Source organism: Dickeya sp. Secpp 1600, assembly GCF_003049805.1.
Taxonomy (GTDB): domain Bacteria; phylum Pseudomonadota; class Gammaproteobacteria; order Enterobacterales; family Enterobacteriaceae; genus Dickeya; species Dickeya fangzhongdai.
Window position 1 is genome coordinate 1,621,326 of the sequence record NZ_CP023484.1, and the last position, 26,596, is coordinate 1,647,921.

At 60.9% G+C, this 26,596-nt stretch carries 24 protein-coding genes; 9 read left to right on the forward strand and 15 right to left on the reverse strand.

The features are described from left to right. Positions 1 to 11: 11 nt before the first annotated feature. Positions 12 to 956 (forward strand): ABC transporter ATP-binding protein, encoded by a 945-nt coding sequence (locus tag CPA59_RS07255; RefSeq protein WP_049854990.1) that lies wholly within the window; start codon positions 12 to 14, stop codon positions 954 to 956. Further along, complete coding sequence (locus tag CPA59_RS07260; RefSeq protein WP_107758969.1) at positions 949 to 2,061, forward strand: ABC transporter permease; 1,113 nt, start codon at positions 949 to 951, stop codon at positions 2,059 to 2,061. Before CPA59_RS07255 ends, CPA59_RS07260 begins: the two co-directional genes overlap by 8 nt. A 96-nt stretch (positions 2,062 to 2,157) precedes the next feature. Here CPA59_RS07260 and CPA59_RS07265 read toward each other — a convergent pair whose 3' ends face one another. From CPA59_RS07265 to CPA59_RS07275, 4 genes are all read right to left on the reverse strand, one after another. After that, positions 2,158 to 3,189, reverse strand: a complete 1,032-nt coding sequence (locus CPA59_RS07265; protein ID WP_107758970.1) for a S9 family peptidase — start codon at positions 3,187 to 3,189, stop codon at positions 2,158 to 2,160. 122 nt (positions 3,190 to 3,311) lie between these two features. After that, entirely contained in the window at positions 3,312 to 3,503 is a 192-nt protein-coding gene (locus CPA59_RS22845) for a hypothetical protein (protein ID WP_159077928.1), read from the reverse strand. Between the two features lie 132 nt (positions 3,504 to 3,635). After that, a complete protein-coding gene (locus CPA59_RS07270) occupies positions 3,636 to 6,779 on the reverse strand; it encodes an efflux RND transporter permease subunit (RefSeq protein ID WP_100849234.1) in 3,144 nt (1,047 codons plus the stop codon). Between the two features lie 20 nt (positions 6,780 to 6,799). Further along, positions 6,800 to 8,062, reverse strand: coding sequence for an efflux RND transporter periplasmic adaptor subunit (locus tag CPA59_RS07275; protein ID WP_107758971.1), 1,263 nt, complete (start codon positions 8,060 to 8,062; stop codon positions 6,800 to 6,802). Between the two features lie 134 nt (positions 8,063 to 8,196). Here CPA59_RS07275 and CPA59_RS07280 point away from each other — a divergent pair, with 134 nt between their 5' ends. From CPA59_RS07280 to CPA59_RS23015, 3 genes are read left to right on the forward strand one after another with little or no spacing between them, the layout of a single operon-like run. Beyond that, positions 8,197 to 8,934 (forward strand): response regulator, encoded by a 738-nt coding sequence (locus tag CPA59_RS07280; protein ID WP_049842686.1) that lies wholly within the window; start codon positions 8,197 to 8,199, stop codon positions 8,932 to 8,934. Next, positions 8,931 to 10,220, forward strand: coding sequence for an ATP-binding protein (locus CPA59_RS07285; protein WP_255412272.1), 1,290 nt, complete (start codon positions 8,931 to 8,933; stop codon positions 10,218 to 10,220). Before CPA59_RS07280 ends, CPA59_RS07285 begins: the two co-directional genes overlap by 4 nt. Further along, on the forward strand, positions 10,153 to 10,398 hold the full coding sequence (locus tag CPA59_RS23015; RefSeq protein ID WP_222844074.1) for an alpha/beta fold hydrolase: 246 nt from the start codon (positions 10,153 to 10,155) through the stop codon (positions 10,396 to 10,398). Before CPA59_RS07285 ends, CPA59_RS23015 begins: the two co-directional genes overlap by 68 nt. Positions 10,399 to 10,411: 13 nt before the next feature. On the opposite strand, the gene CPA59_RS07295 is transcribed toward CPA59_RS23015, so the two are convergent. Continuing rightward, positions 10,412 to 11,311 (reverse strand): LysR family transcriptional regulator, encoded by a 900-nt coding sequence (locus tag CPA59_RS07295; protein ID WP_038660376.1) that lies wholly within the window; start codon positions 11,309 to 11,311, stop codon positions 10,412 to 10,414. A gap of 156 nt (positions 11,312 to 11,467) precedes the next feature. On the opposite strand from CPA59_RS07295, the gene CPA59_RS07300 reads away from it, so the two are divergent. The 3 genes from CPA59_RS07300 to CPA59_RS07310 all read left to right on the forward strand — a co-directional run bounded on the left by CPA59_RS07300 (position 11,468) and on the right by CPA59_RS07310 (position 14,707). After that, entirely contained in the window at positions 11,468 to 11,860 is a 393-nt protein-coding gene (locus CPA59_RS07300) for a VOC family protein (RefSeq protein WP_049855028.1), read from the forward strand. 68 nt (positions 11,861 to 11,928) lie between these two features. Next, entirely contained in the window at positions 11,929 to 12,693 is a 765-nt protein-coding gene (locus tag CPA59_RS07305; protein ID WP_038668700.1) for a sulfite exporter TauE/SafE family protein, read from the forward strand. Between the two features lie 289 nt (positions 12,694 to 12,982). Next, entirely contained in the window at positions 12,983 to 14,707 is a 1,725-nt protein-coding gene (locus CPA59_RS07310) for an ABC-F family ATP-binding cassette domain-containing protein (protein WP_107758972.1), read from the forward strand. Between the two features lie 96 nt (positions 14,708 to 14,803). Here the strand turns inward: CPA59_RS07310 and CPA59_RS07315 are convergent, their stop codons facing one another. The 4 genes from CPA59_RS07315 to cfa all read right to left on the reverse strand — a co-directional run bounded on the left by CPA59_RS07315 (position 14,804) and on the right by cfa (position 18,922). Continuing rightward, positions 14,804 to 15,499, reverse strand: coding sequence for a lactate utilization protein C (locus CPA59_RS07315; protein WP_038918443.1), 696 nt, complete (start codon positions 15,497 to 15,499; stop codon positions 14,804 to 14,806). After that, positions 15,499 to 16,926 (reverse strand): LutB/LldF family L-lactate oxidation iron-sulfur protein, encoded by a 1,428-nt coding sequence (locus tag CPA59_RS07320; protein ID WP_038918445.1) that lies wholly within the window; start codon positions 16,924 to 16,926, stop codon positions 15,499 to 15,501. Before CPA59_RS07320 ends, CPA59_RS07315 begins: the two co-directional genes overlap by 1 nt. Positions 16,927 to 16,935: 9 nt before the next feature. Continuing rightward, positions 16,936 to 17,655, reverse strand: a complete 720-nt coding sequence (locus tag CPA59_RS07325; protein ID WP_038918446.1) for a (Fe-S)-binding protein — start codon at positions 17,653 to 17,655, stop codon at positions 16,936 to 16,938. 118 nt (positions 17,656 to 17,773) lie between these two features. Then, entirely contained in the window at positions 17,774 to 18,922 is a 1,149-nt protein-coding gene (gene cfa / locus CPA59_RS07330) for a cyclopropane fatty acyl phospholipid synthase (RefSeq protein ID WP_038918447.1), read from the reverse strand. A 347-nt stretch (positions 18,923 to 19,269) separates the two neighbouring features. Here cfa and CPA59_RS07335 point away from each other — a divergent pair, with 347 nt between their 5' ends. Then, a complete protein-coding gene (locus tag CPA59_RS07335; RefSeq protein ID WP_038918448.1) occupies positions 19,270 to 20,067 on the forward strand; it encodes an AraC family transcriptional regulator in 798 nt (265 codons plus the stop codon). Positions 20,068 to 20,451: 384 nt separating this feature from the next. On the opposite strand, the gene CPA59_RS07345 is transcribed toward CPA59_RS07335, so the two are convergent. The 6 genes from CPA59_RS07345 to CPA59_RS07370 all read right to left on the reverse strand — a co-directional run bounded on the left by CPA59_RS07345 (position 20,452) and on the right by CPA59_RS07370 (position 26,500). Next, a complete protein-coding gene (locus tag CPA59_RS07345; protein ID WP_038660350.1) occupies positions 20,452 to 21,147 on the reverse strand; it encodes a CidB/LrgB family autolysis modulator in 696 nt (231 codons plus the stop codon). Then, positions 21,137 to 21,553, reverse strand: a complete 417-nt coding sequence (locus CPA59_RS07350; protein ID WP_038660347.1) for a CidA/LrgA family protein — start codon at positions 21,551 to 21,553, stop codon at positions 21,137 to 21,139. The genes CPA59_RS07345 and CPA59_RS07350 overlap by 11 nt, the downstream gene beginning before the upstream one ends. Positions 21,554 to 21,681: 128 nt before the next feature. Continuing rightward, positions 21,682 to 22,320, reverse strand: a complete 639-nt coding sequence (locus CPA59_RS07355; protein WP_038918449.1) for a response regulator transcription factor — start codon at positions 22,318 to 22,320, stop codon at positions 21,682 to 21,684. Next, complete coding sequence (locus CPA59_RS07360) at positions 22,298 to 23,383, reverse strand: sensor histidine kinase (protein ID WP_107758973.1); 1,086 nt, start codon at positions 23,381 to 23,383, stop codon at positions 22,298 to 22,300. The genes CPA59_RS07355 and CPA59_RS07360 overlap by 23 nt, the downstream gene beginning before the upstream one ends. Positions 23,384 to 23,430: 47 nt before the next feature. After that, positions 23,431 to 24,735 (reverse strand): AAA-associated domain-containing protein, encoded by a 1,305-nt coding sequence (locus CPA59_RS07365; protein ID WP_107758974.1) that lies wholly within the window; start codon positions 24,733 to 24,735, stop codon positions 23,431 to 23,433. A gap of 10 nt (positions 24,736 to 24,745) precedes the next feature. Next, positions 24,746 to 26,500 (reverse strand): ABC transporter permease subunit, encoded by a 1,755-nt coding sequence (locus CPA59_RS07370; RefSeq protein WP_107758975.1) that lies wholly within the window; start codon positions 26,498 to 26,500, stop codon positions 24,746 to 24,748. Between the last annotated feature and the right edge of the window lie 96 nt (positions 26,501 to 26,596).

A 26,596-nucleotide genomic window follows, 5' to 3' on the forward strand; every position in this document is an offset into this window, starting at 1 on the left:
CCGGACATTCAATGGATATGAAACAGAAAGAGAAAGTGATCGAGTTTGATCAGGTGGTGAAAACCTACAAAGACCATCAGGCGCTAAAGGGGGTTTCGCTGGATGTCTACCGCGGCGAGTTTCTCGGCCTGCTGGGGCCGAATGGCGCGGGCAAAACCACGTTGGTGGAAATTCTTGAAGGGTTGAAACAGCCGGACAGCGGCAAGGTCAGGATTTTGGGCAAGAGCTGGAGCAGGGACAAAGACTGGCTGCGCCACCGCCTGAGCGGCGTACTGCAGGAAACCCTGTTCATCAACAAGCTGAAAGTAGAGGAAACCCTGTCGTTGTTCGCCAGTTTTTACCGTTGTTCCCGCCAGCGCATGAAAGACGTGATGGAGATGGTGGAACTGACGGCAAAACGTAAAACCTATGTGGAAGGGCTGTCCGGCGGCGAGCGTCAGCGGCTGGCGCTGGGGGTCGCCATTCTCAATGAACCGGAAATCATGATCCTGGACGAACCGACCACCGGGTTGGACCCGCGTATTCGCCACGACACCTGGGATATTTTGCGCAAACTGAACAAAGAGAATAACGCCACCATGATTCTGACCACGCATTACATGGAGGAAGCGGAATACCTGTGCGACCGCATTTGCATCATGAATCAGGGGGAGATCCTCACCCACGGCACTATGGACGAACTGCTCAGGAAACACTGCGTGGGTGAGGTGATTGAATGCCGGGCCTCGCATCCGGAACGCTTACAGACGTTGCATCAGCACCCCAAAGTGCTGCGTTACCACTATGACGCCACGACGCATCGCATCAATTTGCTGACCTTTAACGCCACCCAGTTTCTCGGCGATTTACTGGCGATAGCGAGCGAAGCGCGTACCGACATCATCGAACTGGTGGTGCGGAAAAAAACGTTGGATGACCTTTTCATGACGCTGGCGGGCAGGGGGTTCCATGAATAATGCACTGTTTTCGTTGATGCTGACGCAGTTTCGGCAGTACTTCCGCGAACCCCAGATTCTGTTCTGGTCGTTCGGGTTTCCACTGCTGCTGGTGTGGCTGCTGGGGGTGTCGTTCTCGATGCAGGACATTCCGGAACGGCATATCGGCATCCTGTTGCCGAAGGATGCCGGGCAACAGGCGCAGATCCGCGCCTGGGGGCAAACGCTGGCGGAAAAACCGCATGAAATCGCCTCGATCGTCAACCGGGCGGAGGTGAAGCGGGAGAATACGGTCAAAATCAAGTACACCGTTAATTACTATCAGGATTACAACGACATCATTCTGGCGCTCAAGCGCGGCGATATTCAGATTATCGTGGAAACGCTGACGGATAAGGACCAGACGCAACGCCGTCTGTATTATCTCGATCCGCAGAATAGCGAAGCGATGCTGACCTACTACCTGCTGAATGAATCGGAACAGGCGTTCGGTCAGGCGGTGGCGCAGAATCTGTCGGTGCTGGATACCCCCGGCTTGCGGTACATCGATTTTCTGGTGCCGGGATTACTGGCGATGGCCATCATGGAGACTTGTCTGATCGCCGTCGGCTGGGCGCTGGTGGAGAAACGCATCACGCGGGTGACGCGGCAGATGTGCATCACGCCGATGAGTCCGTCCATGTTCCTGCTGGCGCACATCCTATCCTGCTTCATTATCAATTTTATCGAGATCCTGATTATCTACTGGTTCGCCAAAATCTATTTCGATGTCAGCATTCAGGGGCAGTTTGGCGCGTTCCTGCTGCTGAATCTGGCCGGTAATCTCTGTTTCTCGGGAATAGCGGTGCTGGCGGCGTCGCGCGCCAAAAAAGCGCAGACAGCCAACGGCTTGCTGGAAGTGATCATTCTGGTGCAGGTGCTGGTATCCGGCATTTTCTTCAGCTACAAGAATTTTCCCGGCGCCGCTCTCATCGACCTGTTGCCGCTGACCATGCTGGCGAACATGATGCGCCGGGTGTTCATCGAAGGCGCGGATGTGGTCGCCGTGTTGCCGGCCGCCGCCGTGCTGTCGGCGATCGGGCTGGTCAGCTTCGCGGTCGGCAAGCGAATTTTTCGCTGGTATTGATAGTGGCAACCCGGCCTTGTCATCCGTTTTTACTTAAGCGGGTTGTCAGCAATCTGAGGCGCTATTGCGCCTCAGTCTTTATTGCCTCTGCCCTTATTATTGCGGGCAGCGGGTATCGGCAATAAAACGGGTTTGGTCGGCGAGATAACCGGCGGTGAAAATCTGGCGCGGGAAAAATAATCCCAGCGTCCAGGATTTTATCAGCGACGCTTCTACCGATTTGTCGACCATATTATGGGTTGACGGCGGGTAATATTTTACCGTCAGCTGTCCCGGTCGCGTTAATAACGCCTGATAAGTGTTGCGGGTGTTATTAACGTCCACGTTAATATCTTTGCCGCCCAGCATTAATAATACGTTGGTGTGTATGTTTTTCAGGTCGTCGGTGGCGTCGGCCTGAAAGTTTTTCTGAATGAACGTCCAGCGATCCGGCGTTAAATCAATTTTTCCCGGCATATCCTGCTGATATTGCGTCAGCGTTTTTCCCTGCTGCAAATAACGCAGAATGATCGCATTGCGCGATACCGCCTGTTCAATCGCCGGCGCGGACGCGTGCTGGTCCTTCATGCTGGCGATGGTGTTGTATTGCCCCTGCTGCAGCCAGTTGATGGCGGGGGAAACGGCAATCATGAAACAGACCGCCGGGTCGAGGCGCGCGACCTTGGGCAACACCCAGCCGCCCTGGCTGGCGCCCCACAAACCGATGCGCGTGCCGTCCAGTTGCGGGTTGGCTTGCACCCAGCGAATAGCGGCCATCACCTCGTTGGCGCGGTCGTCCATATTTTGCAGCAGCCAGTTGCCCGGCGCGCCGCCAACGCCGGGTTTGTTCCACGACAGGCTGGCGTAGCCCGCTTTGGCGATCGCTTCCCACATCGGGCGATAAAAACCGCCGTGGGTCGCTTCAATCGGCCCGTCGCCGTGCACGAAAATCACCACCCCCGGCTTTTGGCCGGGCGGCAGCGTGGCCGGCATCGCCAGAATGGCGTTCAGCGGTTGCGTCGGGGTAGGAATAGTGACTTTCTCTTCCCGTATTTTGTAATAGTTCTGATAGAGCAGAAAACTGAGCAGGGTGAACGCGATGGCACAGGTAATGGACAGCCAGCGTGGCAGACGAAAAAATTTATCCATGATTTTTTCAGTTCAGCGTCAGGGCAAAGGAATCACAGCGTAAATGATTTCGACGAAGCGGGGAACGTGTATTATGCGACATGTTGTTATCCTTTATAAAATTAATATATACCCGTCATACTTCAAGTTGCAGGCGTATTGGTTTTATTCCGCGTCCATCCATGAGCTTTGCGCTTTAATGGGGGCACGGCAAGCCGCGTTGTTGCCTTCCCGCCGCCCGAATTATTTATGCAGATTAAATGATGTTTAACGGTGCATGCTTTACCTGATAGTTGTTTATCCGTTATTTCTTTATGCATGGTTTCTTTATGCATGATTTCTTTCCGTCACCTTGTCAGTGCGGTGGGACATACGGTTGGGGGATAAAACCGATGCCCCGTTTTCCGCGTTATTGCCAGTGCGGTGGCCTGCCGGTTGTGCCGACAGACCACCGTCGCCGCCGTGGATTAGCCTTCGTCCGACGCCGTCGGCGTTTTCATGGCCCGGCGTGCTTCGCGCCAGCGGTCATAGCGTTCCTGCACGCCCATGACCGCCACGAAGAACACCGGCACGAAGAACACCGCCAGCACGGTGGCGCTGACCATACCGCCGAATACGCCGGTGCCGATGGCGTGCTGGGTTTCCGCGCTGGCGCCTGACGCCACCATCAGCGGCACCACCCCCAGCGCAAACGCCAGCGAGGTCATCAGGATCGGGCGCAGACGCAGACGCGCCGCCGTCACCGCGGCGTCGACCAGCTCATGCCCCTGTTGGCGCAGCTGTCTGGCGAACTCGACGATCAGGATGGCGTTCTTGGCCGACAGCCCGATGACGGTAATCAGCCCTACCTTGAAGAACACGTCGTTCGGCATATCGCGCAGGATGACCGCCAGCACCGCGCCGAGCAGCCCCAGCGGCACCACCAGCATTACCGACAGCGGAATCGACCAGCTTTCATACAGCGCCGCCAGCACCAGAAACACCACCACCATCGACAGCAGCAGCAACATCGGCGCCTGCGCGGCGGATTGCCGTTCCTGCAGCGACTGCCCGGTCCATTCCACGGTGAAGCCGGGCGGCAGCTGCGCCGCCAGCCGTTCCATCTCCGCCATCGCCTTGCCGCTGGATACGCCCGGCGCGGCGCTGCCGGAGATTCTGGCCGCCAGAAAACCCTGATAGCGCGTCAGTTGCAGCGGGGTGTCGCTCCAGACCGGCGTCACCACTTCTTTCAGCGCTACCATGCCGCCGGCGGTGTTGCGCACATACAGCCTGAGCACATCGTCCAGTTGCATACGCGCCGGCGCGTCGGCCTGAATGATCACCTGCTGCATGCGGCCGGCGTTCGGGAAGTCATTCACGTACAGTGAGCCGATGGCGGCGGACAGCGTATCGCTGAGCGTACTGAACGACACGCCGAGCGCTTCCGCTTTTTGGCGATCGATATTCAGCCGCACCGTGCTGCCGGGCGGCAGGCCGTCCGGGTAGACGCCGGCGACGATGTGGCTCTGCGCCGCCAGCGTCAGCAGCCTGGCCTCCGCCGCCTTGAGCGCGTTGTAACCCTGACCGGCGCGGTCCTGCAGGCGCAGGGTAAAGCCCGACGAGGTGCCCAGTTCATCAATCGCGGGCGGCATCAGTATCATGGCGGTACCTTCACGAATCTGCGACATCGCCTGCTGAGCCTGTGCCACTTCGCCCTGCGCGGTGGCGCCGCCGCGTGCCGACCAGTCTTTCAGCGTGGTGAACGCCATCGCCGCGTTGGGGCCGGAACCGGAGAAGCCGAAGCCGAGAATCGACATGTTGGACGCGATGCCGGGGCGCGAGGCGATATGCTGTTCGTAGCTTTTGACCACTTCCAGCGTACGCGCTTCGGTGGCGTCCGACGGCAACTGGATCGAGGTCATGAAGTATCCCTGATCTTCTTCCGGCAGAAAGTCGGACGGTAATTCCCGGAAGATCCACGCCAGCGCGCCGGTCAGCGCGGCAAACAGCAGCAACATGCTGCCGGAACGGCGCAACAGCGCGCGGGTGCCGGCGGCGTAATGCTGCGTCAGCTGTTCGAAGCGGCGGTTAAAGCCGCCGAAAAAGCCGCGTTTCTCATGATGACCGTCGGCAACCGGCGTCAGCAGCGTGGCGCACAGCGCGGGCGTCAGCGTCAGCGCCAGAAACGCCGAGAACAGGATCGATACCGCCATCGACAGGGTAAACTGCCGGTAGATGACCCCCACCGAGCCGCTGGCGAACGCCATCGGGATAAATACGGCCGACAGCACCAGCGTGATGCCGACAATCGCGCCGGTGATCTCCTTCATCGCCCGGATAGTCGCCGCTTTGGGCGACAGCCGTTCCTGCGCCATCAGCCGTTCAACGTTTTCCACCACCACGATGGCGTCATCCACGATGATGCCGATCGCCAGCACCATGCCGAACATCGTCAGCACGTTGATGGAGAAACCGGCCGCCAGCATCACCGTGAAGGTGCCGAGCAGGGCGATAGGCGCGACAATCGCCGGGATCAGGGTATAACGCACGTTTTGCAGAAACAGGTACATCACCAGAAACACCAGCACCATTGCTTCGGCCAGCGTTCTGACCACCTGCTCGATGGAGATTTTGACGAACGGCGCGGTGTTGAACGGCAGCGAATAGCCCATCCCGGCGGGCATGGACGGTTTCAGCTCGGCCATACGCTGCGCGATCGCGGCGGCGGTACGCACCGCATTCGCGCCCGGCGCCAGTTGGACGGCGGCGGCGGTGGCGTCTCTGCCGTTTTCACGCACGGAAAAGCCGTAGGATTGCGCGCCCAGTTCGACGCGCGCCACGTCGGCCAGCACCACCCGCGAGCCGTCCTCCCGGGCGCGCAGCACGATGGCGGCGAATTGCTCCGGGGTTTCCAACTGCCCTTGCACCGTCAGCGGAATGGTTACCCGCTGTCCCGGCAGAGAAGGCGCGTCGCCGACCCGTCCGGGGGCGATTTGCGCGTTCTGCTGGGTGATGGCGGTCGACAGGTCGTTCATGGTCAGGCCGTAGGACAACAGCTTGTTCGGATCGACCCAGATGCGCATCGCCTGTTCGGCGCCGAACAGCTGGACGCGCCCGACGCCGTCGACCCGGCGCAGTTCCTCGACCACGTTACGCGCCATGTAGTCGCTCAGCGCCACCTGATCGAAGCGCCCGTTCTCGGAGGTCAGGCTGACCAGCAGCAGAAAGCCCGATGAGGCGGACTCCACCTGCAACCCGTTTTGCCTGACGGTCTGCGGCAGCCGGGGTTCGACCGATTTGATGCGGTTTTGCACGTCCACCTGCGCCAGCTCCGGGTCGGTGCCCGGTTTGAAGGTGATGCTGATCTGCGCCGAGCCGGAGGTGTCTACCGACGACTCGAAATAGAGCAGGTTTTTGACGCTGGACAGTTCACGTTCGATCAGCCCAACCACCGCATCATTCATGGTTTGGGGCGTCGCGCCGGGGTAAGAGGCGGTGATGGACACCGTCGGCGGCGCCACCGACGGGTAACGGGCGATCGGCAACTGGGGAATGGCGATGGTTCCCAGCAACACGATGAACAGGGCGATCACCCAGGCAAATACCGGGCGATGGATAAAAAATTGCGGCATGGTGCATGGCTCCTTTGCGGTTAGCGTGACGCCACATCAGTGGCGGACGGCACCTTTTTCCAGTGCTGGGTCGTCACCCAGGCGCCGTCGCTCAGTCTTTCCCCGCCTTCGATCACCACCTGTTGGCCGGCGCTGAGTCCGGCGCGGATGCGATACTGCCGGTTGACCAACTCGCCCAGCTCGACCGCGACGGCATGCGCCTTGTTCCGCTCATCAATGACCCAGATTTTGGCCTCGCCGGCGTTGCGCGTTACCGCCTGTTGCGGCACCAGCAGGGCGTCGGCGTGGTGACCGAGCGGGACGCGGGCGCGGACGAACATGCCCGGCAGCAGTTGCCGCTGCGGGTTGTCCACCAGAATGCGCAGCAGCACGTCGCCGGTGCCGGCGTCCACATTTACGCCGGAAAACAGAATGCGCGCCGACATCGGGTAGGGCTGGCCGTCGCTGCGCAGGATCACCGCCGGTACGCCGTCGCCGCCGCGGTCGCGGCTGGTCAGCATCTCCCGCAGTCGCTCCAGCGAAGAGGCCGGTTGCCGCACATCGACATACACCTGATCGATCTGCTGGACCCGCGCCAGCGGATTGCTGTCGTTGGTGCTGACCAGCGCGCCTTCGGTGATCAGCGCCTGATCGATGCGGCCGGCAATCGGGGACTCGACGGTGGCGAAGGTCAGGTCCAATTGGCGGCGCGCCAGCGTGGCGCGGGCCTGCGCCACATCGGCGGCGGCCTGGTCGCGTTGGGCTATCGCATCGTCGTAGGTCTGTTGGCTGATGGCGCCGGTGCTGAGCAGCGGCTTGAGACGGGTGACCTGAATTTGCGCCCGGTTCAGCACCGACTGGGCGCGTTGCAGCGCCGCGCCGGCGGTATCGACGTCGGCTTTGAACGGCGCGGGGTTAATCTGGAACAGCGGCTGTCCGGCGCGGATCTCGGCGCCCTGTTCAAACAACCGGCGTTGGATGATGCCGCCTACCTGCGGGCGGATTTCCGCCGTTCGCACCGCGGCGACCCTGCCGGGCAGATCGTCGGTCAGGGTAATGGGCGCGGGCGTGGCGGTCAGTACGGTGACCTGCGCCGGCGGCGGTTCGACCGCTACGTCGGCTTGATCGCAGCCGGTCAGTAGCATGCCGACCAGCGCCAGTATCACGCCGTGGCGACACAGTTGTTTCAGTGAAACGGGTAGACGGGCGTTTCTGCCGTTCGGCTCCGCCTGACCGGGCGTTGCCAGAAGCAGGGCCGACAAAATGCAGGCGGCCGGGTATTGATACGGTTTCTTGGTGTTCATATCACTTCGTAATCCCTGTTTACCGGCCATAGGGAGGCCAGACTGCGGGAGTGTGCGCCCGCTGTGTGCGGTTTCCGTTGGGGAAAGATGGAGATATGATGGAGGACCTGCATTTTTTTATTATGAGCTGACCGATGACCGTTCATACACAATCCATGCCGATGGCTGACGATACTCATGGATTGGTGCTTATCGCCGAAGATGAGCCAGAAATCGCCGATATTCTCCGGGCTTACCTGACACGCAGTGGTTTACGCACCCTCCATGCTGCGGATGGACACAAAGCGCTGGAGCTCCATCTCTCCATGAAACCGGATCTGGTGCTGCTGGATGTGCAGATGCCGCAGGTTGATGGTTGGCAAGTGCTGGCGGGGATTCGTCTTCGCGGCGATACCCCGGTGATCATGCTGACCGCGCTGGATCAGGATATCGACAAGCTGACGGGCTTGCGGATTGGCGCCGACGATTACGTGGTCAAGCCGTTCAACCCCGCCGAAGTGGTGGCGCGGGTACAGGCGGTGCTGCGCCGCGCCGGCCTGCGCGCCGAGCGTCAGCCGCAGCGCTTCCTGCGCACCGGCATCTTTCAGATCGATCTGGAAAACCACGAGGTGGTGGTGGAATTCAATGGCGTCGCCCAGCCGCTGGAGCTGACGCTGACCGAATTCCGGCTGATCGCCCATATGGCGCGCGCGCCGCGCCGGGTTTTTAGCCGTGAGGAACTGCTGGTTTCCTGCCTGCCGGAAGGGGATTCGCTGGAGCGTACGGTGGACAGCCACATCAGCAAATTGCGTAAGAAACTGGAGCGGCTGGGGTTGACCGGCGTACCGTCCAGCGTGCGCGGCGTCGGTTACCGGCTGGGGGAGGCGACATGAAGCCGATGGGCAGCCTGAGCCGCCAGATTGTGCGTTCCATGACGCTGCTGGCGCTGTCCGTTACCCTGCTGATGGTGGTTGGTTCCTACATCTTCTATTCGCTGATGCTGGCCATTTCGCCGGAAAGTCTGTCGCTGAACGATCAGTTGATGCCGACGACGATGGAATGGTTCTGGATGGTGGGCACCACGCTGCTGGCGCTGGTTATCGCGGTGGTGCTGGCTATCCGGCTGGCGCGCCGCATTCTGGTGCCGTTGAATTCGGTGGCGCACAGCCTGCGCCAAATCGCCGAAGGCGAGCTGAACGCGCGCGCTGAAACCGACGATTATTCGCTGGGCGAAGCGGCGTTGCTGGTGCGTGACTTTAATACCATGGCGGAGCGGCTGGAGCGCATGGCGCAGGAGCGGGCGTTCTGGAATGCGGCCATCGCGCACGAACTGCGCACGCCGGTCACCATTTTGCGCGGCCGGTTGCAGGGGTTGACCGAAGGCGTGTTCGAACCTGACATCGGGCTGTTCCGCAACTTGCTGACGCAGGTGGAAGGGCTGGGGCGGCTGATTGAGGATTTGCGGGTGGTGGGGCTGGCGGAAAGCGGTCATCTGGAGCTTCGCTGGACGCGAACCCGCCTGTCTGACGAGGTGACGGCGGTGGTGAGCGCGTTCGAACCCGCGCTGCAGGGCGATGGATTTACCCTGTCGCTGGCGTTGGAAGACCAGATGGTGCAGTGCGACCCGGTGCGGATTCGTCAGGCGCTGCTGGCGTTGCTGGAGAATGCGCAGAAACATGCCGACCCCGGCCGGTTATGCGTCCGGGCGGGCGTGGATGGCGGGCGGGCGTTCCTGAGCGTCGAAGACGGCGGCCCCGGCATCGACCCACAGTTAGCCGAACAGATTTTTGAGGCGTTCCAGCGCGGCGAACAGTCGCGCGCGGGCAACAGCAAAGGCAGCGGGCTGGGGCTGGCGGTGGTGCAGGCGATTGCTCAGGCGCACGGCGGTCAGGCGAGCTGCCGTCCCGCGCCATCCGGCGGCGCGTTGTTCGAGCTGCGCTGGCCGGCGGCCGGCCGCATCAGCGGACTGTCGTCCGGCGGGCCATCGATTAGTGGGCCATCGACCAGTGGGCCATCGACCAGTGGGTCATCGATTAGTGGACAACCGCTCGGTGAGCAATCGATCGGTGAACCGTCGAACGGTGGGCAATCGGTCGGTGAACAATCGGTTAGTGGACAATCGATTAACGGACAATCGATTAACGGACAATCGGTTAACGGGCCATCAGGGACGGTCTGACGGCAGCGACGCGCCGGCTTTCAGCCAGGCCACGGCGCTGTCTTATCTGGACCACATCGCGCGCCACGGCGTACGGCTGGCGGAAATCCCCCAGTGCGGCCATTTCCCGATGTACGCCAACCCGGTGGCGATGTGGCGAGCGATCGCGGATTTTTATACCGACGTGGCAGCCGACTGACCGCCGGTTTGGATCAAACCGGCTGGCGCAGGTGCGCCAGCAAATTGGCGGCTTCGGGCTGCAGCGTGGCGCCTGACTTGATGCCCAGCCACAGCTTGCGGGTGGCCCAGCTATCGGTCAGACGGATCGCGTGCAGCCCCACGCCGAGGATTTCCGGACGGATCGCGCCTTCGGGCAGGATGCTGATGCCCAGCCCGGCTTCGATCATGCGGCACACGCCGTCAAAGCTGCTGACCTGAATGCGCAGACGCAGCATTTTTCCGTGCTCTTCGGCGGTGTCCTGCAACAGTTTCAGCAGCGAACTGCCGTTGTTAAGACCGACGAAATCGTACGGCAAGGTGTCGGCAAAGGTGATTTCCCGGTGTTCGGCCAGCGGATGGCGGGGCGACACCAGCACCACTAACTGGTCTTCCCGGTACGGGATCTTTTCCACGCCGGGGGAAGGCACATTATCGGCGAAAATGCCGAGATCGGCCTGCCCGGTGAGCAGCGCCGTCACTACGGTTTCGCTCAGTTTTTCTTCCAGATTGATGCGCACCAGCGGATGGCGCTGCAGGAAATGCGCCAGATCCTGCGGCAGAAATTCGATGATGGCCGAGGTATTGGCCCAGATGTGCACATGCCCGCGCACGCCGGCGGCGTAATCCTGCATCTCGCCGGCCATGCGCTCCACGCTGCTCAGCACCTGACGGGCGTGGTGCACCAGCTCTTTTCCCGCCGCCGTCAGCGCCAGACCGCGCGGCATCCGGATGAACAGCGTGCAATCGACGGTGCGCTCCAGCTCCGCCATGCGTTTGCTCAGGGCCGACAGCGTCATGTGGAAGGCTTCGGCGGTCTTGGTCAGGCTGCCGATTTTGGCGACCTGCAAAAACAGGCGTAATGACTGCAGGTCAAAATGCGCGGGATTGATCATGGGAAGGCGACGGTCCTCGAAAGCACAGGCATCACAGCGTAACACACCGGCGACCCTTTCCTGTCAGGAAAGGGTGATTGACGATTGAGGAATTATCAAAAGGGTCGCCTGCGCCTAGGATGTCATCATATTGTCTCAATTACAGGAAACGCGTTGTTGATTAGTCATATTGACCATATTGTGCTGACCTGCGTGGATCTGGCGGCGACGCAGCATTTTTATACTCAGGTGCTGCAACTGCGGCAGGAAACCTTCGGCAACGGCCGCATCGCGTTTTGCTTCGGGCGGCAGAAAATCAATGTCCACGTCAGCGGAGCGGAGTTTGCGCCGCACGCTCATGTGCCGGCGCCCGGCGCGCTGGATCTCTGTTTTATCGCCAGCGAGCCGCTGGAGCAGGTGATGGCGCATTTGCAGCGCTGCAACTGGCCGATTATCGAAGGGCCGGTGGAGCGCACCGGCGCGACCGGGAAAATCCGCTCGGTTTATCTGCGCGACCCTGACCTGAATCTGATCGAAATGGCGGAATATCTCCGCCATGACGTGGTTTGATCATAGAAGACGCGTTTTATTCAACTCATGATTTCTAAAAACGATGTAACAGGATGTAGTTGCTGTTTATGACCAGTTTGCTGATGACTAATGTGGTGTTGTGTTTGATTCTGGGGATGGGACTTGGGGTGTGCGGCGGGATGCTGGGAATTGGCGGCGGGCTGATCGCCATTCCGGTGCTGGGGATGCTGTTTGGCATGAACCAGCACCTGGCGCAGGGAACGGCGCTGATCATGATTACCCCGAACGTGCTGATCGGTTTTCTGCGCTACCGGCAGCGCAATAAGATCGATACCCGCATGACGCTGATGCTGTGCGCCTTCGCCACGGTGTCGGCCTATCTCGCCGCGCATATCGCCTCGGCCATTCAGGTGGATAATTTGCAAAAGGCGTTCGCCATTTTCCTGCTGGTGCTGGCGGCGTATTACATCTGGCAGTGGATCAACAGCCAGCGCAGCCGTACGCCGACTTCGGTATTGTCCAAGCGCTACCTGCCGGCGCTCGGCGTGGCGAGCGGCTTTATGTCCGGAATTTTCACCGTCGGCGGCGGGCTGGTGGTGGTGCCGGCGCTGGTGACGCTGTTCGGTTTCACTCAAACGCAGGCGCAGGGCATCGCGCTGGCGCTGGTGGTGCCCGGCGCGCTGGCGGCGTTGGTGTCTTACACCCAGGCCGGCAATGTCGACTGGGCGACCGGCATCCCGCTGGCGGTAGGCGGCATTCTGAGCGTGTCGTGGGGCGTGGCGCTGGCGCATAAGTTGCCGGTGGCGGTATTGCGGCTGGCGTTCTGTCTGGTGCTGGTGGGCGTGGCGCTGGTGATGCTGGTGACGAAATAACGTGCGGGAACGGCGTCTGACGGGTGGCGAAGGCCGCCCGTTGCCGCTACAATCCGGTCATCGATTAACCTACGGATAAACATAAGGAGGACCATCATGCTGCGCTGTGAAATGTTTAACACTTCACATCCTTTTGGCGATCGCCGCTGCTCAAGCGTTATCGATATCGTGCTGCGATAACGGTGGCTTGAGCGAAGCAAACCGCATTTCTCCTTCCCTCGGGCTTACCGGGTTATCGTCAGCGATGTGTTGACGAGGCATTTTTATGCCTATAACTCTTGAGTAAGCAATGAGCACTTTACTGACAGTACACGCCCTGAGCGTGGATACTCCTTTCGGCACTCTGCTGAACGACGTTTCTTTTACCCTGAACAAAGGCGACCGTCTCGGTCTTATCGGCCATAACGGCTGCGGCAAAAGCACGCTGCTAAAACTGCTGGACGGCACGTTGACGCCGGTTCGCGGTAGCGTAACGCAAGCCCATCATTGCCTGTTGGCGCGCGTTGAGCAGCATCTGCCGGCGGCGTTGCATCCGCTGACGATGCTGGAGGCGGTGCTGGCCCGTCTGCCCGAGGCTGAACGCGCCAGCGATCGCTGGCGGGCCGAAGCCTTGCTGGCGGAGATGGGATTCGGCGAACGGGACTGGCTGCTTTGCGCCGGCACCCTGAGCGGCGGCCAGCACACCCGGCTGCTGCTGGCGCGGGCATTGATCACCTCGCCGGACCTGCTATTGCTGGACGAGCCGAGCAACCATCTGGATTTGCCGACGCTGCTGTGGCTGGAGCAGTTCCTGCAACATTGGAGCGGCAGCTTTGTGCTGGTTTCCCACGACAGCCAACTGCTGGATAACGTCACTAACGGCAGCTATATCCTGCGCGACCGGCAGTTGCATTACTTTGCGCTGCCCTGTAGCGCCGCCCGGGCAGCGCTGACGGAGCGCGATCGCAGCGATGCGTTGCGCCACAAAGCGGAACAGAAGGAAATCGACCGTGTTACCGCCAGCGCCAAACGGCTGGCCATCTGGGGCAAGGTCTACGATAACGAAGATCTGGCGCGCAAAGCCAAGCAGATGGAAAAGCACATCGAACGGCTGAAGGATGAGCAGACCGAGCTGACCGCCGGCAGCCAGTGGCGGCTGGCGCTACACGGCGAAGCGCTGGCCGCCGATCGCCTGCTGGAAATGACGGCGTTGGCGGTGAGCCCGGCGGCGGCGTGCCCGCCGCTGTTTACCCTGCCGTTGCAGCGGGTGAAAAGCGGCGACCGGGTGGCGATTATCGGCCGCAACGGCTGTGGTAAGTCATCGTTGCTGCGTCTGCTGTGGCGGCAGTACCAGCAGCCGACGACGGACGAGGCGATTCGCCTGCACCCGCGCGTTCGGCTGGGGTATTACGACCAGACGCTGCATCAACTGCGTGACGACGATACGCTGTTTGATGCGCTGGCGCCGTTCGCTCCGCTGGCGCAGGACCGCAAGATGGCGCTGATTAGCGCCGGCTTTCCGTGGTCGCGCCATCAGCAGACGGTCGCGACCCTGAGCGGCGGCGAACGCGCCCGGCTACTGTTCGTCGGGCTGTCGCTGGCGCGCTACGGGTTGCTGATGCTGGACGAGCCGACCAACCATCTGGACATGGAGGGCAAAGAAGCGTTGGCCGACACGCTGCAAACCTTTGGCGGCGGCGTGCTGCTGGTGACGCACGATCGGGCGCTGATTAGCCAAAGTTGCAACCGTTTCTGGCTGGTTGAGCAGGGCGAGTTGAGCGAGTGGCACGACCTGGATCAGGTCTATCAGCGTCTGGGCGCACAGCCCGAAGACGCGGCGGTACGTTCGGCGCAACCGTTAGCGGCGCAGCCGGAGCATGGCGATGCGGCAGACGTGCTGCTGGCGCAACTGGTTGAGTTGGAAAACCGGCTGGCCGAGGATCTGGCGCGTAAGGCAAAACACCAGAAACCAGCGCTGCAGGCGCAATGGCGTGAGCAGATCGACCGGCTTAACGCGCGGCTGGGGCTGGAGTAAATCTGACCTTGCCCCCTCGTTAGAGGGGGCAATAATGGGGAGGTGAATCTCGCATACCCCTTCGCGGTCAGCCTGATGAGTCACGCGGCGCGGTTATCAGCAGTCTTCAATAATCAGGTACGCCGCATTCAGCGGCCCGTGTACCCCCACTACCTTGATCAGTTCGATATCGGCGGTAGAACTGGGGCCGGCGATCAGGTTGATGCACGACGGTAGCGGTTCGCCCTGTTGCGCCCGCCGGCGCAGATGCTGCGCCAGTTGCGCCACGCGCGGCAGCAGGCAGCTTTTGCGCACAATAAACAGCGTGGACTCCGGCAGCAGGCTGATGGCGCGCCCTTGTTGCGGTGTGGAGAATAACACTACGCCGCCGGATTCGGTCAGCCCGTACTCGGCGTACACCACGCCGATGCGGGCCTGCGTCGCCAGCCGCAGATTTTCCTCGCCGGCCGTCGGGTCCCAACACTGCGCCTGATACAGCTGCCGCAGGTGGTCGGTTACGCCCAGCTCCGCCAGACGCGCGTCGCCGCTGACCAGCACCGGCGCGCCGCCATAACGCTGGCACAGCCGCCCGGCGGCCTGCGCCACCTCTGCCTGCGGGGTCAGCTCACAATGCGCCTGCATCACGTTGCCGGCGTAGTCGATAAAGGCGTCGCAGCGTTGTTGCGGCGTCAGTTCGGTCAGGCGGGTGCGGGCCGGGTCGTTGTCCAGCGGCGGCAACGGCGGCGGCGTTTGGCGTGGCTCGCGGCCGAGCTGGCGGGCCAGGGTCGATAGAAAGGCGTCGCGGTTTTCCATTAGCGTTTCTCCTTGGTCTGGCGCTGATGCTGTTTGAACCAACTGCGGAAGCTTTCGCCGTCGGCGTCCGGCAGGTCGCGGGCGGCGGTCCATTCGCTGATGGCGCCGATGTTAAACGGCATCTTGCCGTCGCGAATAAGCCAGCGCGCGGCGTGCGCGCCCGCCACCATGCCGACTTTCCACATCCCCGGATGGCGGTTGGCGTAGTTGAACAACCGAACGGTGCGGCGCTCGGCGGCGGGCGTCATGCCCTGTTCCGCCAGTACGCGCCGGTGTTGCAGGATCAGCGAGGACAGCGGAATACGCACCGGGCAGACGTCGTCGCAGGCGGTGCACAGCGAGCAGGCGTAAGGCAGGTGTTTGAAATCCTCATACCCGCCCAGCAATGGCGACAGCACCGCGCCGACCGGGCCGGGATAGATAGAGCCGTAGCCGTGGCCGCCGATATGGCGGTAGGCGGGACAGGTGTTGATGCAGGCGCCGCAGCGGATGCAACGCAGAATGTCGTGGAACGGCGAGCCCAGCACCTGCGAGCGGCCGTTGTCGACGATCACCAGATGAAACTCCTCCGGGCCGTCAACGTCGCCGCTGCCTTTGGGGCCGGTCAGCCAGGTGTTGTAGCCGGTCAGCCGGGCGCCGACCGCGCTGCGCGCCAGCATGGTGAGGATCACGTCCAGCTCGTCAAAGGTGGGCACAATGCGCTCCATCCCCATGACGGCGATGTGGGTGCGGGGCAGGGTGGTGCATAGCCGGGCGTTGCCTTCGTTGCTCACCAGACTGACGGTGCCGGTTTCCGCTACGGCGAAGTTGCAGCCGGTGATCCCTACCTCGGCGCTGAGGAAGTCTGCACGGATTTTCTGGCGAATAACGCGCGTCATCGCTTCCGGCGTTTCCGGGCCGTCGTAGCCCAGCCGCTGTTGCAGTACGCGCTGAATTTGATGGCGATCCTTGTGGATGGCGGGCACCACTACGTGGGAGGGCGCGTCTTTGTCCAGTTGCAGGATGTACTCGCCCAGATCGGTTTCCACCACCTCGATCCCGGCGTCCTGCAGCACGGCGTTCATGCCGATTTCCTCGGTCACCATGGACTTGGATTTCACCACTTTGCGGGCCTGTTTGGCTTGCGTCACCTGCAGAATATACCGGGTGGCGTCTTCGCGCGTTGCGGCAAAAAAGACCTTGCCGCCGTTGGCGGTCACCTGTTCCGACAGCTGGTACAGGTAGGCATCGAGATTATCGAGCACGTGGGCGCGAATCTGCGCCGCCCGCGTGCGCCAGACATCCCACTGGCCCAGTTCATCGACCATTTTCTGGCGGTTGGCGCCGATGCGTTCCTGCGCGTTGGCGACCGCCTGACGCATGATAGGGTCGTCGATCTGCTGACGGATACGCTCGCGAAACGGCAGGTTGCTGGTTTTGAGGTACATGGCGTCTCCTTAACGGCTCATCAGCACTTCGGCGATATGCAATACCTGAACGGCGTGCCCTTCACGCCGCAGCCGTCCGCCGATATTGATAAGGCAACTGACATCGGCGCCGATCAGGTAGTCCGGTTTGGCTTCCATGATGTGCGCCACCTTTTCTTTCACCATTTCACCGGAGATCTCCGCCATTTTGACGGAAAAGGTGCCGCCGAAGCCGCAGCAGGTTTCCTGCGCATGAAACGGCAGCAGTTCCAGACCGCGCACCTGACGCAGCAGCGTCAGCGGTTCTTCGCGCACGCCCATTTTGCGAAACAGGCTGCAGGAGGGGTGATAGACCGCCTTGCCCGGCAGGCGGGCGCCGACATCGGTGACGCCGAGCCGGTTGACGATAAATGAGGTGAGGTCGACCATCCGGCCGGCGACCCGTTCGGCGCGGCGGGCCCACTCCGGCTCTTCAGTCAGCCAGTCGGCATAATGGCGGATGGCGTTGGTGCAGGACCCGGCGGGCGAAATAATCGGGTCATCGTTCTCTTCCAGCGTGGCAATCAGCGTTTTCATGCCCGGCAGCGCGTCACGGATATACCCGCTGTTGATGGCAGGCTGCCCGCAGCAGCCTTGCCGCTCGGGAAAGTTAACGCGACAGCCGAGCTGTTCCAGCAGCAGCACGCTGTCACGCGCCATGCGCGATTTGAGCGCATCGCCGATGCAGGTGACAAAGAAATTAACGTTCATGTTGTTTTAGCTTCCAGTTTGTATGGGTTAACGACGTATCGGTTTAAACAAGCGGTTTAAAAATAAGTATGGTGCTTATCGTCATGAGTTCACTGGCCCGCACCTACGGCCTGAACACTCAGCGCGGTACGCACAACCCGTGTGTGACGCCCCGGCTAAAGAGGACTTGCCATAGCTGAATGTTTCTGGCCCGAAAAGCGCCGGCGCAGGCGGTCAGGTAATAACTAAACATACGCCGGAATGCGGGCGAATAATCGGCAGCCAGTTGCGGCCAGGCTTCGGTAAAACGAGCCAGCCAGGCCATCAGGGTTTTATCGTAATCGGCGCCGAAGTTGTGCCAGTCTTCCATCACAAAATAGGGTTCGCTGGTGTTGGCAATCTGTTTAATGGATGGCAGGCAGCCGTTGGGAAAAATGTATTTATTAATCCACGGGTCAACGTTATGAGCGGTTTTATTCGAGCCAATGGTATGCAACAGGAACAGGCCGTCCGGCTTCAGGCACCTATCCGCCACCTCAAAATAGGTAGCGTAATTTTTCGGCCCCACATGCTCAAACATGCCGACGGAGACAATGCGGTCGTACTGCTGGCGCAGATCGCGGTAATCCTGCAACAGAATATGGATATCCAGCCCGCAACAGCGCGCTTCCACAAAGGCTTTCTGCTCCGCGGAGATGGTGACGCCATGTACGGTTACGCCGTAATGCTGGGCGGCGTACACCGCCAGTCCGCCCCAGCCGCAGCCGATATCCAGCAGCGTCATGCCTGGTTTGAGCTGTAGTTTTTCGCAAATCAGCGCCAGTTTGTCCTGCTGGGCGTCGCCAAGCGTGTCGGCCTGTTTCCAGTAGCCGCATGAATATTGCATGTAGGGGTCGAGCATGTGGCTGAACAGGTCGTTGCCGAGGTCGTAGTGCACTTTGCCGACCTGCCAGGCGCGTTTGCGGGATTGCAGGTTGACCAACCGTGCCAGTGCGATGCGCATCAGATCGCGCCAGCGTGACGGGCGTTGTTCATCCAGCCGGGCGGTGAGTATGCGGTGAAAGAACATATCGAGCCGCGGACAGTCCCACCAGCCTTCCATGTAACTTTCGCCCAGACCAAGAGAACCCTGCTGTAATACTCGTTTGAAAAAGCGTGAATCGTTAACCTGAATATCCCAGGGTTCGGCGCCGTTAATGGTAATGCCGGCCTGATTCAATAATTCCTGCGCAATACGCCGCCAATCATTTTTCTCGCTGATATCATCAACGATGCATACATTACTCATGATGTCTCCCTTAACAGTAAATTCAATTGGTTATCGCTAATGCTAATGACTACTGAGGTACTGTTGTTTCGGATGACATCGTGCTGCTGTCGGCAAAATGACGTATTCCATCAAAAGACGGACAATGCGTGACTGAAAACGGCGAACGGCCGTGACATAAAAATAATGTCGCTTCCATGAGTTATTCCTCAATCCATTTTCTGGTTTGAAAAATCGTACAATCACAGAGAATTTGTTCATCAGGTCATGAGCTGGCGCCTGCTGAATAGATGCTGATTATCGGGCAAATCGGGCTGGCCTGCGTTACCCTATTGAGACAAACTTCATCGAGTAGAGGCCAGTCTGTCATGTCCCGTTCGTTTGTTTCTCCCCCCCGTTTGCCGGTGGCCGGGCAACCCGCGCCGGTATTGCTCACGCTGCCGCGGCCGGTCTACTTTCGCACCTACCCGCTGGCGAAGGAGACGGAAGTGGCGCTGCATCAGCACCCGTTTGTCGAATTTCTCTATGCGCGGGAAGGGGGAATGCGGGTGGAGATTGAAGGCAAGACGCTGATCGTACCGGTGCTGTACGGCGTCTGGATTCCGGCGCATGTGCCGCACCGCGTTCTGGCGAGCAGCGACGTACTGCTGGAAAGTCTGTATATCGAGCCGGATTACGTGGCTATCGACCACAGCGGCTGCAAGGTGGTGCTGGTCAGCGATTTCATCCGTGAGTTTATCCACTACGCCACCGGGCATGTGCCGGAACAGTACGACCACGACGGCGATGACGCCAGGCTGGTGCGGGTGCTGACCACGTTGCTGCGACAGCTGCCGGATGCCGGGTTTTCGCTGTCGTGGCCGTATTCGGCCACGTTGATGCGGGTATGCCGCGATATTCAGCAGACGCCGGATGCGGCTCACGGCATTGAGGAATGGGCCGCGCGCACCGGGATGTCGGTGCGCACCTTTTCACGCCGGTTCAAAAAGGAAACCGGGGTGGCGTTTAGCGAGTGGAAGAAACGCATGCGGCTGCTGGAGTCGGTGGTGATGCTAAAGAACAACCGCAGCGTGACGCAGGTGGCGCTGGAACTGGGGTATGCCAGCACCGCCTCGTTTACCTTCGCATTCCGTCAGATGTTCGGCGTGCCGCCGACGCGCTATTAATTCCCGCTTTTTCGGTCTGCGGTCAGACCGCTGACAAACCCTATGAGTTTAAAATAAAGGGATTTTCCGGCGTTAAAACTGTGCTGAGGTGTGCGACTTCGCCGGGTGAGCGGCATGGATGCCGCGAAAGCTCGTGTCGCGTCGGGAACGCGTCACGGGCGGCCCGAACAGCGAAGGCGAACGCCGAAGGGACCGCGAAGCGGCACAGTTTAGCCCTCAGCCAGTGGTCAAGGAGAGGTGGCGTCTGAACCTCTCCTTGTCGTGCGAGCGATGCAATGGCAGAGAAATGACACCGTTTATCCCGCACGAAACTATTCACTTACCGGACAACATTCACCGTTCATAAGACAACATGGCTGTTTGTTAACAGCCCCACCTGCTGGATTAGCGCGCGAGGGCGACCAACAGCGGAAACAGCAACGGCGCCATGAGCGAGGTGATAATGCCGCAGATCACCAGCGCCAGCGAACTGAACGCGCCTTCTTCATAATCCAGTTCGGCGCAGCGGGCGGTGCCGAGCGCGTGCGAGGCGGTGCCCATCGCCAGCCCGCGCGATGCTTTGGTGTGAATCCGCATCGCATTGAGCAGCGTGTGCCCGAACACCGCGCCGAGGATGCCGACAAAGATCACGCACACCGCGCTGACGGCCGGGATGCCGCCGATGCTGCCGCCCACCGCCATCGCGATCGGCGTGGTGACCGATTTGGGCAGGATCGAGGCGGCAATCGCCGGCGTCGCGCCCAGCCGCAGCGCAATCCAGGTACCGGTGACCATCGCCACTACGCTACCGAGAAAGCAAACGGTGATGATCGACTTCCAGCGCATGCGAATCTGGTGCAGTTGTTCGTACAGCGGAAACGCCAGCGCCACCACCGCCGGTTGCAGCAGGCTGTTGAGCACCGAACTGCCCCGGAAATAGCGTTCGTAAGGGATGTGGCTGACCAGCAGAAACGCGATCAGCACCACCATAGAAACCAGCAACGGGTTTAACAACGGCGTATTCAGTCGCATGGACAGGCGGCGCGCCAGAAAGAACACCAGCAGCGTCAGCGGCAGCGACCAGACGATATCATGCAGCATGGTCGGCTCCTTTTTCCGCATCGGCCTGATGGCGAGCCGGTTTACGCCCGTGGATCAGATGCGAGCAACTGCTTACGGTGATCAGCACCACCAGCGTACTGGCGGCGCAGGAAATGATTACCGGCGCGAACTGGGCGCGCAGCAGGTCGAAATACTGCATCACGCCGACGCCAATCGGCACGAACAACAGCGCCATATAGCGGATCAGCACATGGCACCCTGGTTTGACCCACTGCGCCGGGATAATCTGCAACGACAACAACAGAAACAGGATCAGCATGCCGATGATGCTGCCCGGCAAGGTGATGGGCAACACGGCGGACACGCCGATACCAAGGTATAAACAGGCATAAATCAGTAAAAACGCCCGGGCCTGGTGCCAGAAGCGGGTAATGAACGTACGCATGAAATTGTCTGCCAGCGGATGAAGGTGAATGGATAACGGCGTTGATTATCGCGCCTTCCGCTGTGGCTGGTATTGTCAAATCAGGACGATGTTTATCGAAATAAAGACAGATAAGCAATAAAGCCAAATCACCCCTGTGCGTTCTTCTTCAGCGCATCGTACAGCCGCACCAGCTCGGCCAGCGAGTCGGCGTTCATTTTGCGCATTACCGCCGCACGCCGCACTTTCACCGTCACCTCGCTGACGCCCAGTTGCGCGGCGATTTGCTTGTTCAACTGCCCGGTCACCACCTGTTCCAGCACCTGCTGTTCGCCGGCGGTCAGGCTGTCGTGGCACGCCTGTAGTCTGGCCTGAATATCGGCCTGACGGCGTTGTTCGCCATCCCGCTCCAGCCCTTTCTGGATGGCGTCGAGCAGGTCCTGCTCGCGAAACGGTTTGGTCAGAAATTCCAGCGCGCCCGCTTTCATGGCGCGCACCGACATCGGAATGTCGCCGTGGGCGGTAATAAAAATCACCGGCAGCGTGATGCCGTGGCGGTGCATGTCATCCTGAAAATCCAGCCCGCTCATGCCCGGCATCCGTACATCCAGAATCAGGCAGCCCGGCCGGTCAGGGCGGGGCGCGCTGATAAACTGTTGCGGCGACTCGAACGCATGGCTCTCCAGCCCGACCGATGCCAGCAGGTCTTCCAACGCGGCCCGCACCGATGCGTCATCATCGACGATATACACGATCGGCGCGTGTTCATTCAGAATGGTGTTGTTCATGGTGCTTTTTTTCCGTCCCCGGCAGGGTGAAGTAGAAGGTGGCGCCGCCGTCGGTATTGGCGCTGGCCCAGATCCGGCCGCCGTGGGTTTCGATGATTGATCGGCTGATGGTCAGGCCCATGCCCATGCCGGTCGATTTGGTGGTGAAAAAGGTGTCGAACAGCCGCTCGCTTTCTTCCGGTTTGAACCCGACGCCATGATCGCAGACCGCAAAGCGGATATCACCGCTGTTATCGCGGTCCACGGTGACCGAGAGCGCGCGTTGTTCGGTATTGGCGGCGTCGATGGCATCCACCGCATTCAGGATCAGGTTCATCAGCACCTGCTGAATCTGGATCTTGTCCGCCAGAATGGGCGGCAGCCCTTCCGTCACGTTGAAGCTAAACAAAATACGCTGCTGTATCAGTTCGGTGCGAATCAACAGCAGCATTTCGTCGATGGTATCGGTGATGTTCAGCCAGGCCTTGTGCGGGGGCGTGCGGCTGGCGAATCCGCGGATGCGGGCGATAATTTCGCTGGCGCGGTTGGCGTCGTTGATGATGCGCTGTACCGCCAGTTCCGCGCGCGCCTGGTTGGCCGGCGTGGCGTTGAGCCAGCGCAGGCAGGCGTTGCCGCTGGTGACGATGGAGGCCAGCGGCTGGTTAACCTCATGGGCGATCGACGCGGTCAGTTCGCCCATCAGATTAACGCGGGAGATCTGCGCCAACTGGGCGCGTGCTTCATGAAACGCGTTGATGGCGGCCGACATTTTCAACGCCAGATAGGTCGACAGCGTGATCGCCAGCAGGCTGATGCCGCAGTTGATCAGGCTGGATTCGCTGCCGTCGGGCTTGCTGAGCTTATAACTAAGCAGCGTCAGCACGATGCACAGCACCGCGATGGCGGTAACGCCGCGCGGGGTCAGAACGCGCACCGCCAGCAGTACGATGGCGATCTGAAACACCCCCACCGCGATCTCCAGCTTGGTGAGGGTATCCACCACCGCGATACCCACCGCCATCAGCACCAGCGGAATCACCCGCAGCGTTGCGGCAGCGTGGCCGACGCGCGTTTTCTCACTCATCGTCAAGGACCCTTTTCTGTGTCGATCCCACCGCCGGCGGCGCGTGATTACGACGGGTTTTCCAGACTGAACTGGTCGTGGGTTTCGTCATAGGCGAACAGTTCCGCGTAACGTCCCCATTGCGTGACCGAATTCAGGGTTCGCGCCGCGTCGATTTCCGACATGAAATCCTCCAGTTCGTCGCGAAAGCGGCGGGCTGGGGCGGTGCGCGACGAACGTTCGTCCAGCACCCGTCGGATGTGCGCGACCAGCGGCACGTAATTGAGCAAATGCTGGGCGAACAGCTGCTTGCGTTCGTCCACGCTGGCGTCGGCGTAGCGGCCGGCGGCGGGCAGCAGCCGGATGTCGCCGCCCTGCAGCTCGGCGAACCGCAGCAATTGCAGGATCTCCGCCACCGGGAACAGTTCATCGGCGGTGTACTGCAACGCATTCGCCAGCTCGGGCAGGTCGGCCTTGCCGTTATACGGCGCAGCGTGCACCGCCTCGATCAGTCCGGCCAGCGAGTTGGTGGACACCAGCGGCAGCACCATGCCCAGCCCGGCGCCGGGGAAAATCCCCTGTCGTGCGGCGCCTGCGCCGTTATCTGAAGTCATTTTAACGTAAATGTCTTCAACCAGCGCGCGAAACGCCGGGTCCTGGCGGTTGCGCGGCTGCGGCAGGTCGACGCGGATTTCATAGGCCACCCGGCCGGGGTTGATGGAAAACAGGATGATGCGATCGCACATCAGCACCGCTTCTTCGATATTGTGCGTCACCATCAGGATGGACTTGATCGGCATTCTGCCTTCGCCCCACAGGTCCAGCAGGTCGGTGCGCAGGGTTTCGGCGGTCAGCACGTCCAGCGCGGAAAACGGCTCGTCCATCAGCAGGATGTCCGGGTCCACCACCAGCGCGCGCGCCAGCCCGACGCGCTGACGCATCCCGCCGGATAACTCCTTGGGATAGGCGTTTTCAAACCCGTCGAGGCCGATCAGGTCGATGGCCGCCAGCGCCCGTTTACGGCGCTGCTCCACCGGTACGTTCTGCGCTTCCAGCCCGACTTCGACGTTTTGCTGCACCGTCAGCCAGGGAAACAGGGCGAAACTCTGGAACACCATGCTGACGGTAGTCGGCCTGCCGTCCGGCCCCGGCGGAAAATCCACCTGACCGGCGCTCGGCGTGAGCAGCCCGGCGATCGAACGCAGCAGGGTCGACTTGCCGGAACCGGAGCGGCCGAGCAGCCCGACGATCTCGTTGTTGTCCAACGTCAGGTTGACGTCGTCCAGCACCAGCCGCTCGGCGCTCCCGGGTTTGCCATACAGATGCCGGACGTGTTGCACCTTCACCAGGCAGTGTTGTTGATGGGCAGTCATGAGGTTCTCCTTACCCGAGACGCAGACGGCGTTCGGCAAATTGGTACAGGGGGCGCCACAGCAGGCGGTTAAAAGCGATCACAAATACCGACATCACCGCGATGCCCAGCGCGACCCGGGGAAAGTCGGCCGCGGTGGTCGCGTTGGCGATGTAAGCGCCAAGGCCGGTCGCTTCCAGATGCTGTTTCCCCCAGGAAATGGATTCGGACACGATGCTGGCGTTCCAGGAACCGCCGGAAGCGGTGAGCGCGCCCGTCACGTAGTAGGGAAAAATGCCGGGCAGCGCCACCTGACGCCACCACTGCCAGCGCCGGATACCGTAAATGCGCGCGGCTTCCAGCAGGTCGGTCGGCAGGGCGGCGGCGCCGGCGATCACGTTGAACAGGATGTACCACTGGGTGCCCAGCACCATCAGCGGCGACAGCCAGATATCCGGATTGAGGTTGAAGCCGGCAATAATGATGACCGCGAATGGAAACAGCACGTTGGCCGGAAAGGCGGCCAGAAACTGCGCCAGCGGCTGCAGGCGTTCGGCGACGCTGGGCTGCAGACCGATCCACACGCCGATCGGCAGCCAGATGACGCTGGCCAGCGCGATCAGCACCACCACCCGCGCCAGCGTCGCCAGCCCCATGCCGAACACTGCGATGACGTCCGCCATGCCGAGCGACGCGCCGATGTATTGCACCAACTGCACCACGCCCGCCAGCACGCCGATAACCACCAGCGCCAGCCACAGCCGGTCGGTGATCTTGCTGTAACGGGGGCCGGGCGTGTGGCGTAAAAACCGTGGCATCGGCGGCCAGCGCAACGCCACCAGCGCGTGCAACGGCCAGCTAACTACTCTGGCGATCGCCGTTGAAATGTGGGTGCGGCGGATCAGGTCGTAGACCCAGGAACGCGGTCTTTTTTGCGAGGCGGTCTGCTCAAAACGGAACTTATCCGCCCAGGCCACCACCGGCCGGAACAGCAATTGATCGTAAAGCACAATCACCACGGTCATGGCGACGACCGCCCAGGCGATGGCGGTCAGGTTTTCCTGTGCGATCGCCAGCGCCAGCCAGGAGCCGATCCCCGGCAGGCTGACGGTGGTGTTGCCGACGGTGATCGCTTCCGACGCCACCACGAAGAACCAGCCGCCGGACATCGACATCATCATGTTCCACACCAGACCGGGGGTGGCGAACGGCAACTCCAGCCGGATAAACCGCCGCCAGGGCGAGAAACCGAATTGCTGGCTGACCTCGCTCAGATCGCCGGGCAGGGTGCGCAGCGACTGGAAAAAACTGAACGCCATATTCCAGGCCTGACTGGTGAAAATGGCGAAGATGGCGGCGCACTCCACCCCTAGCTGGCGGCCGGGAAACAGCCCCATGAAAAAGGTGACGGTGAAGGTCAGAAACCCCAGCACCGGCACCGATTGCAGGATATCCAGCGCCGGGATGATCACCATCTCGGCCTTGCGGCTCTTGGCGGCCAGCGTGGCGATGACCAGCGTGAACAGCAACGACACCCCCAGCGCCACGAACATGCGTAGGGTGGTGCGTAGCGCGTATTCGGGCAGCAGGGCGATATCGAGCCTGACCGGGCTGGCATCCAGAATGGAGAGCGGCAGGCTCATTTGTTCCATGCCGTACACCACCAGTGCGGCCACCAGCGCCAGCAGGGTGAAAAACAGCATGTCCGCCCGATAGGACGGCGCGGCATGCCGCCGGATAGGGCGCGCGGCCTGGTCAGTCATAATGCTCTGAAGTGGATGATGCATGATTTTCCTCGCGGTAATGTCAGGCATTAGCCGGAAAAATGTCTTGCGACAGACGTCGTGTCATGTTTCCGAAATAATGCACGGTCATTACAATAC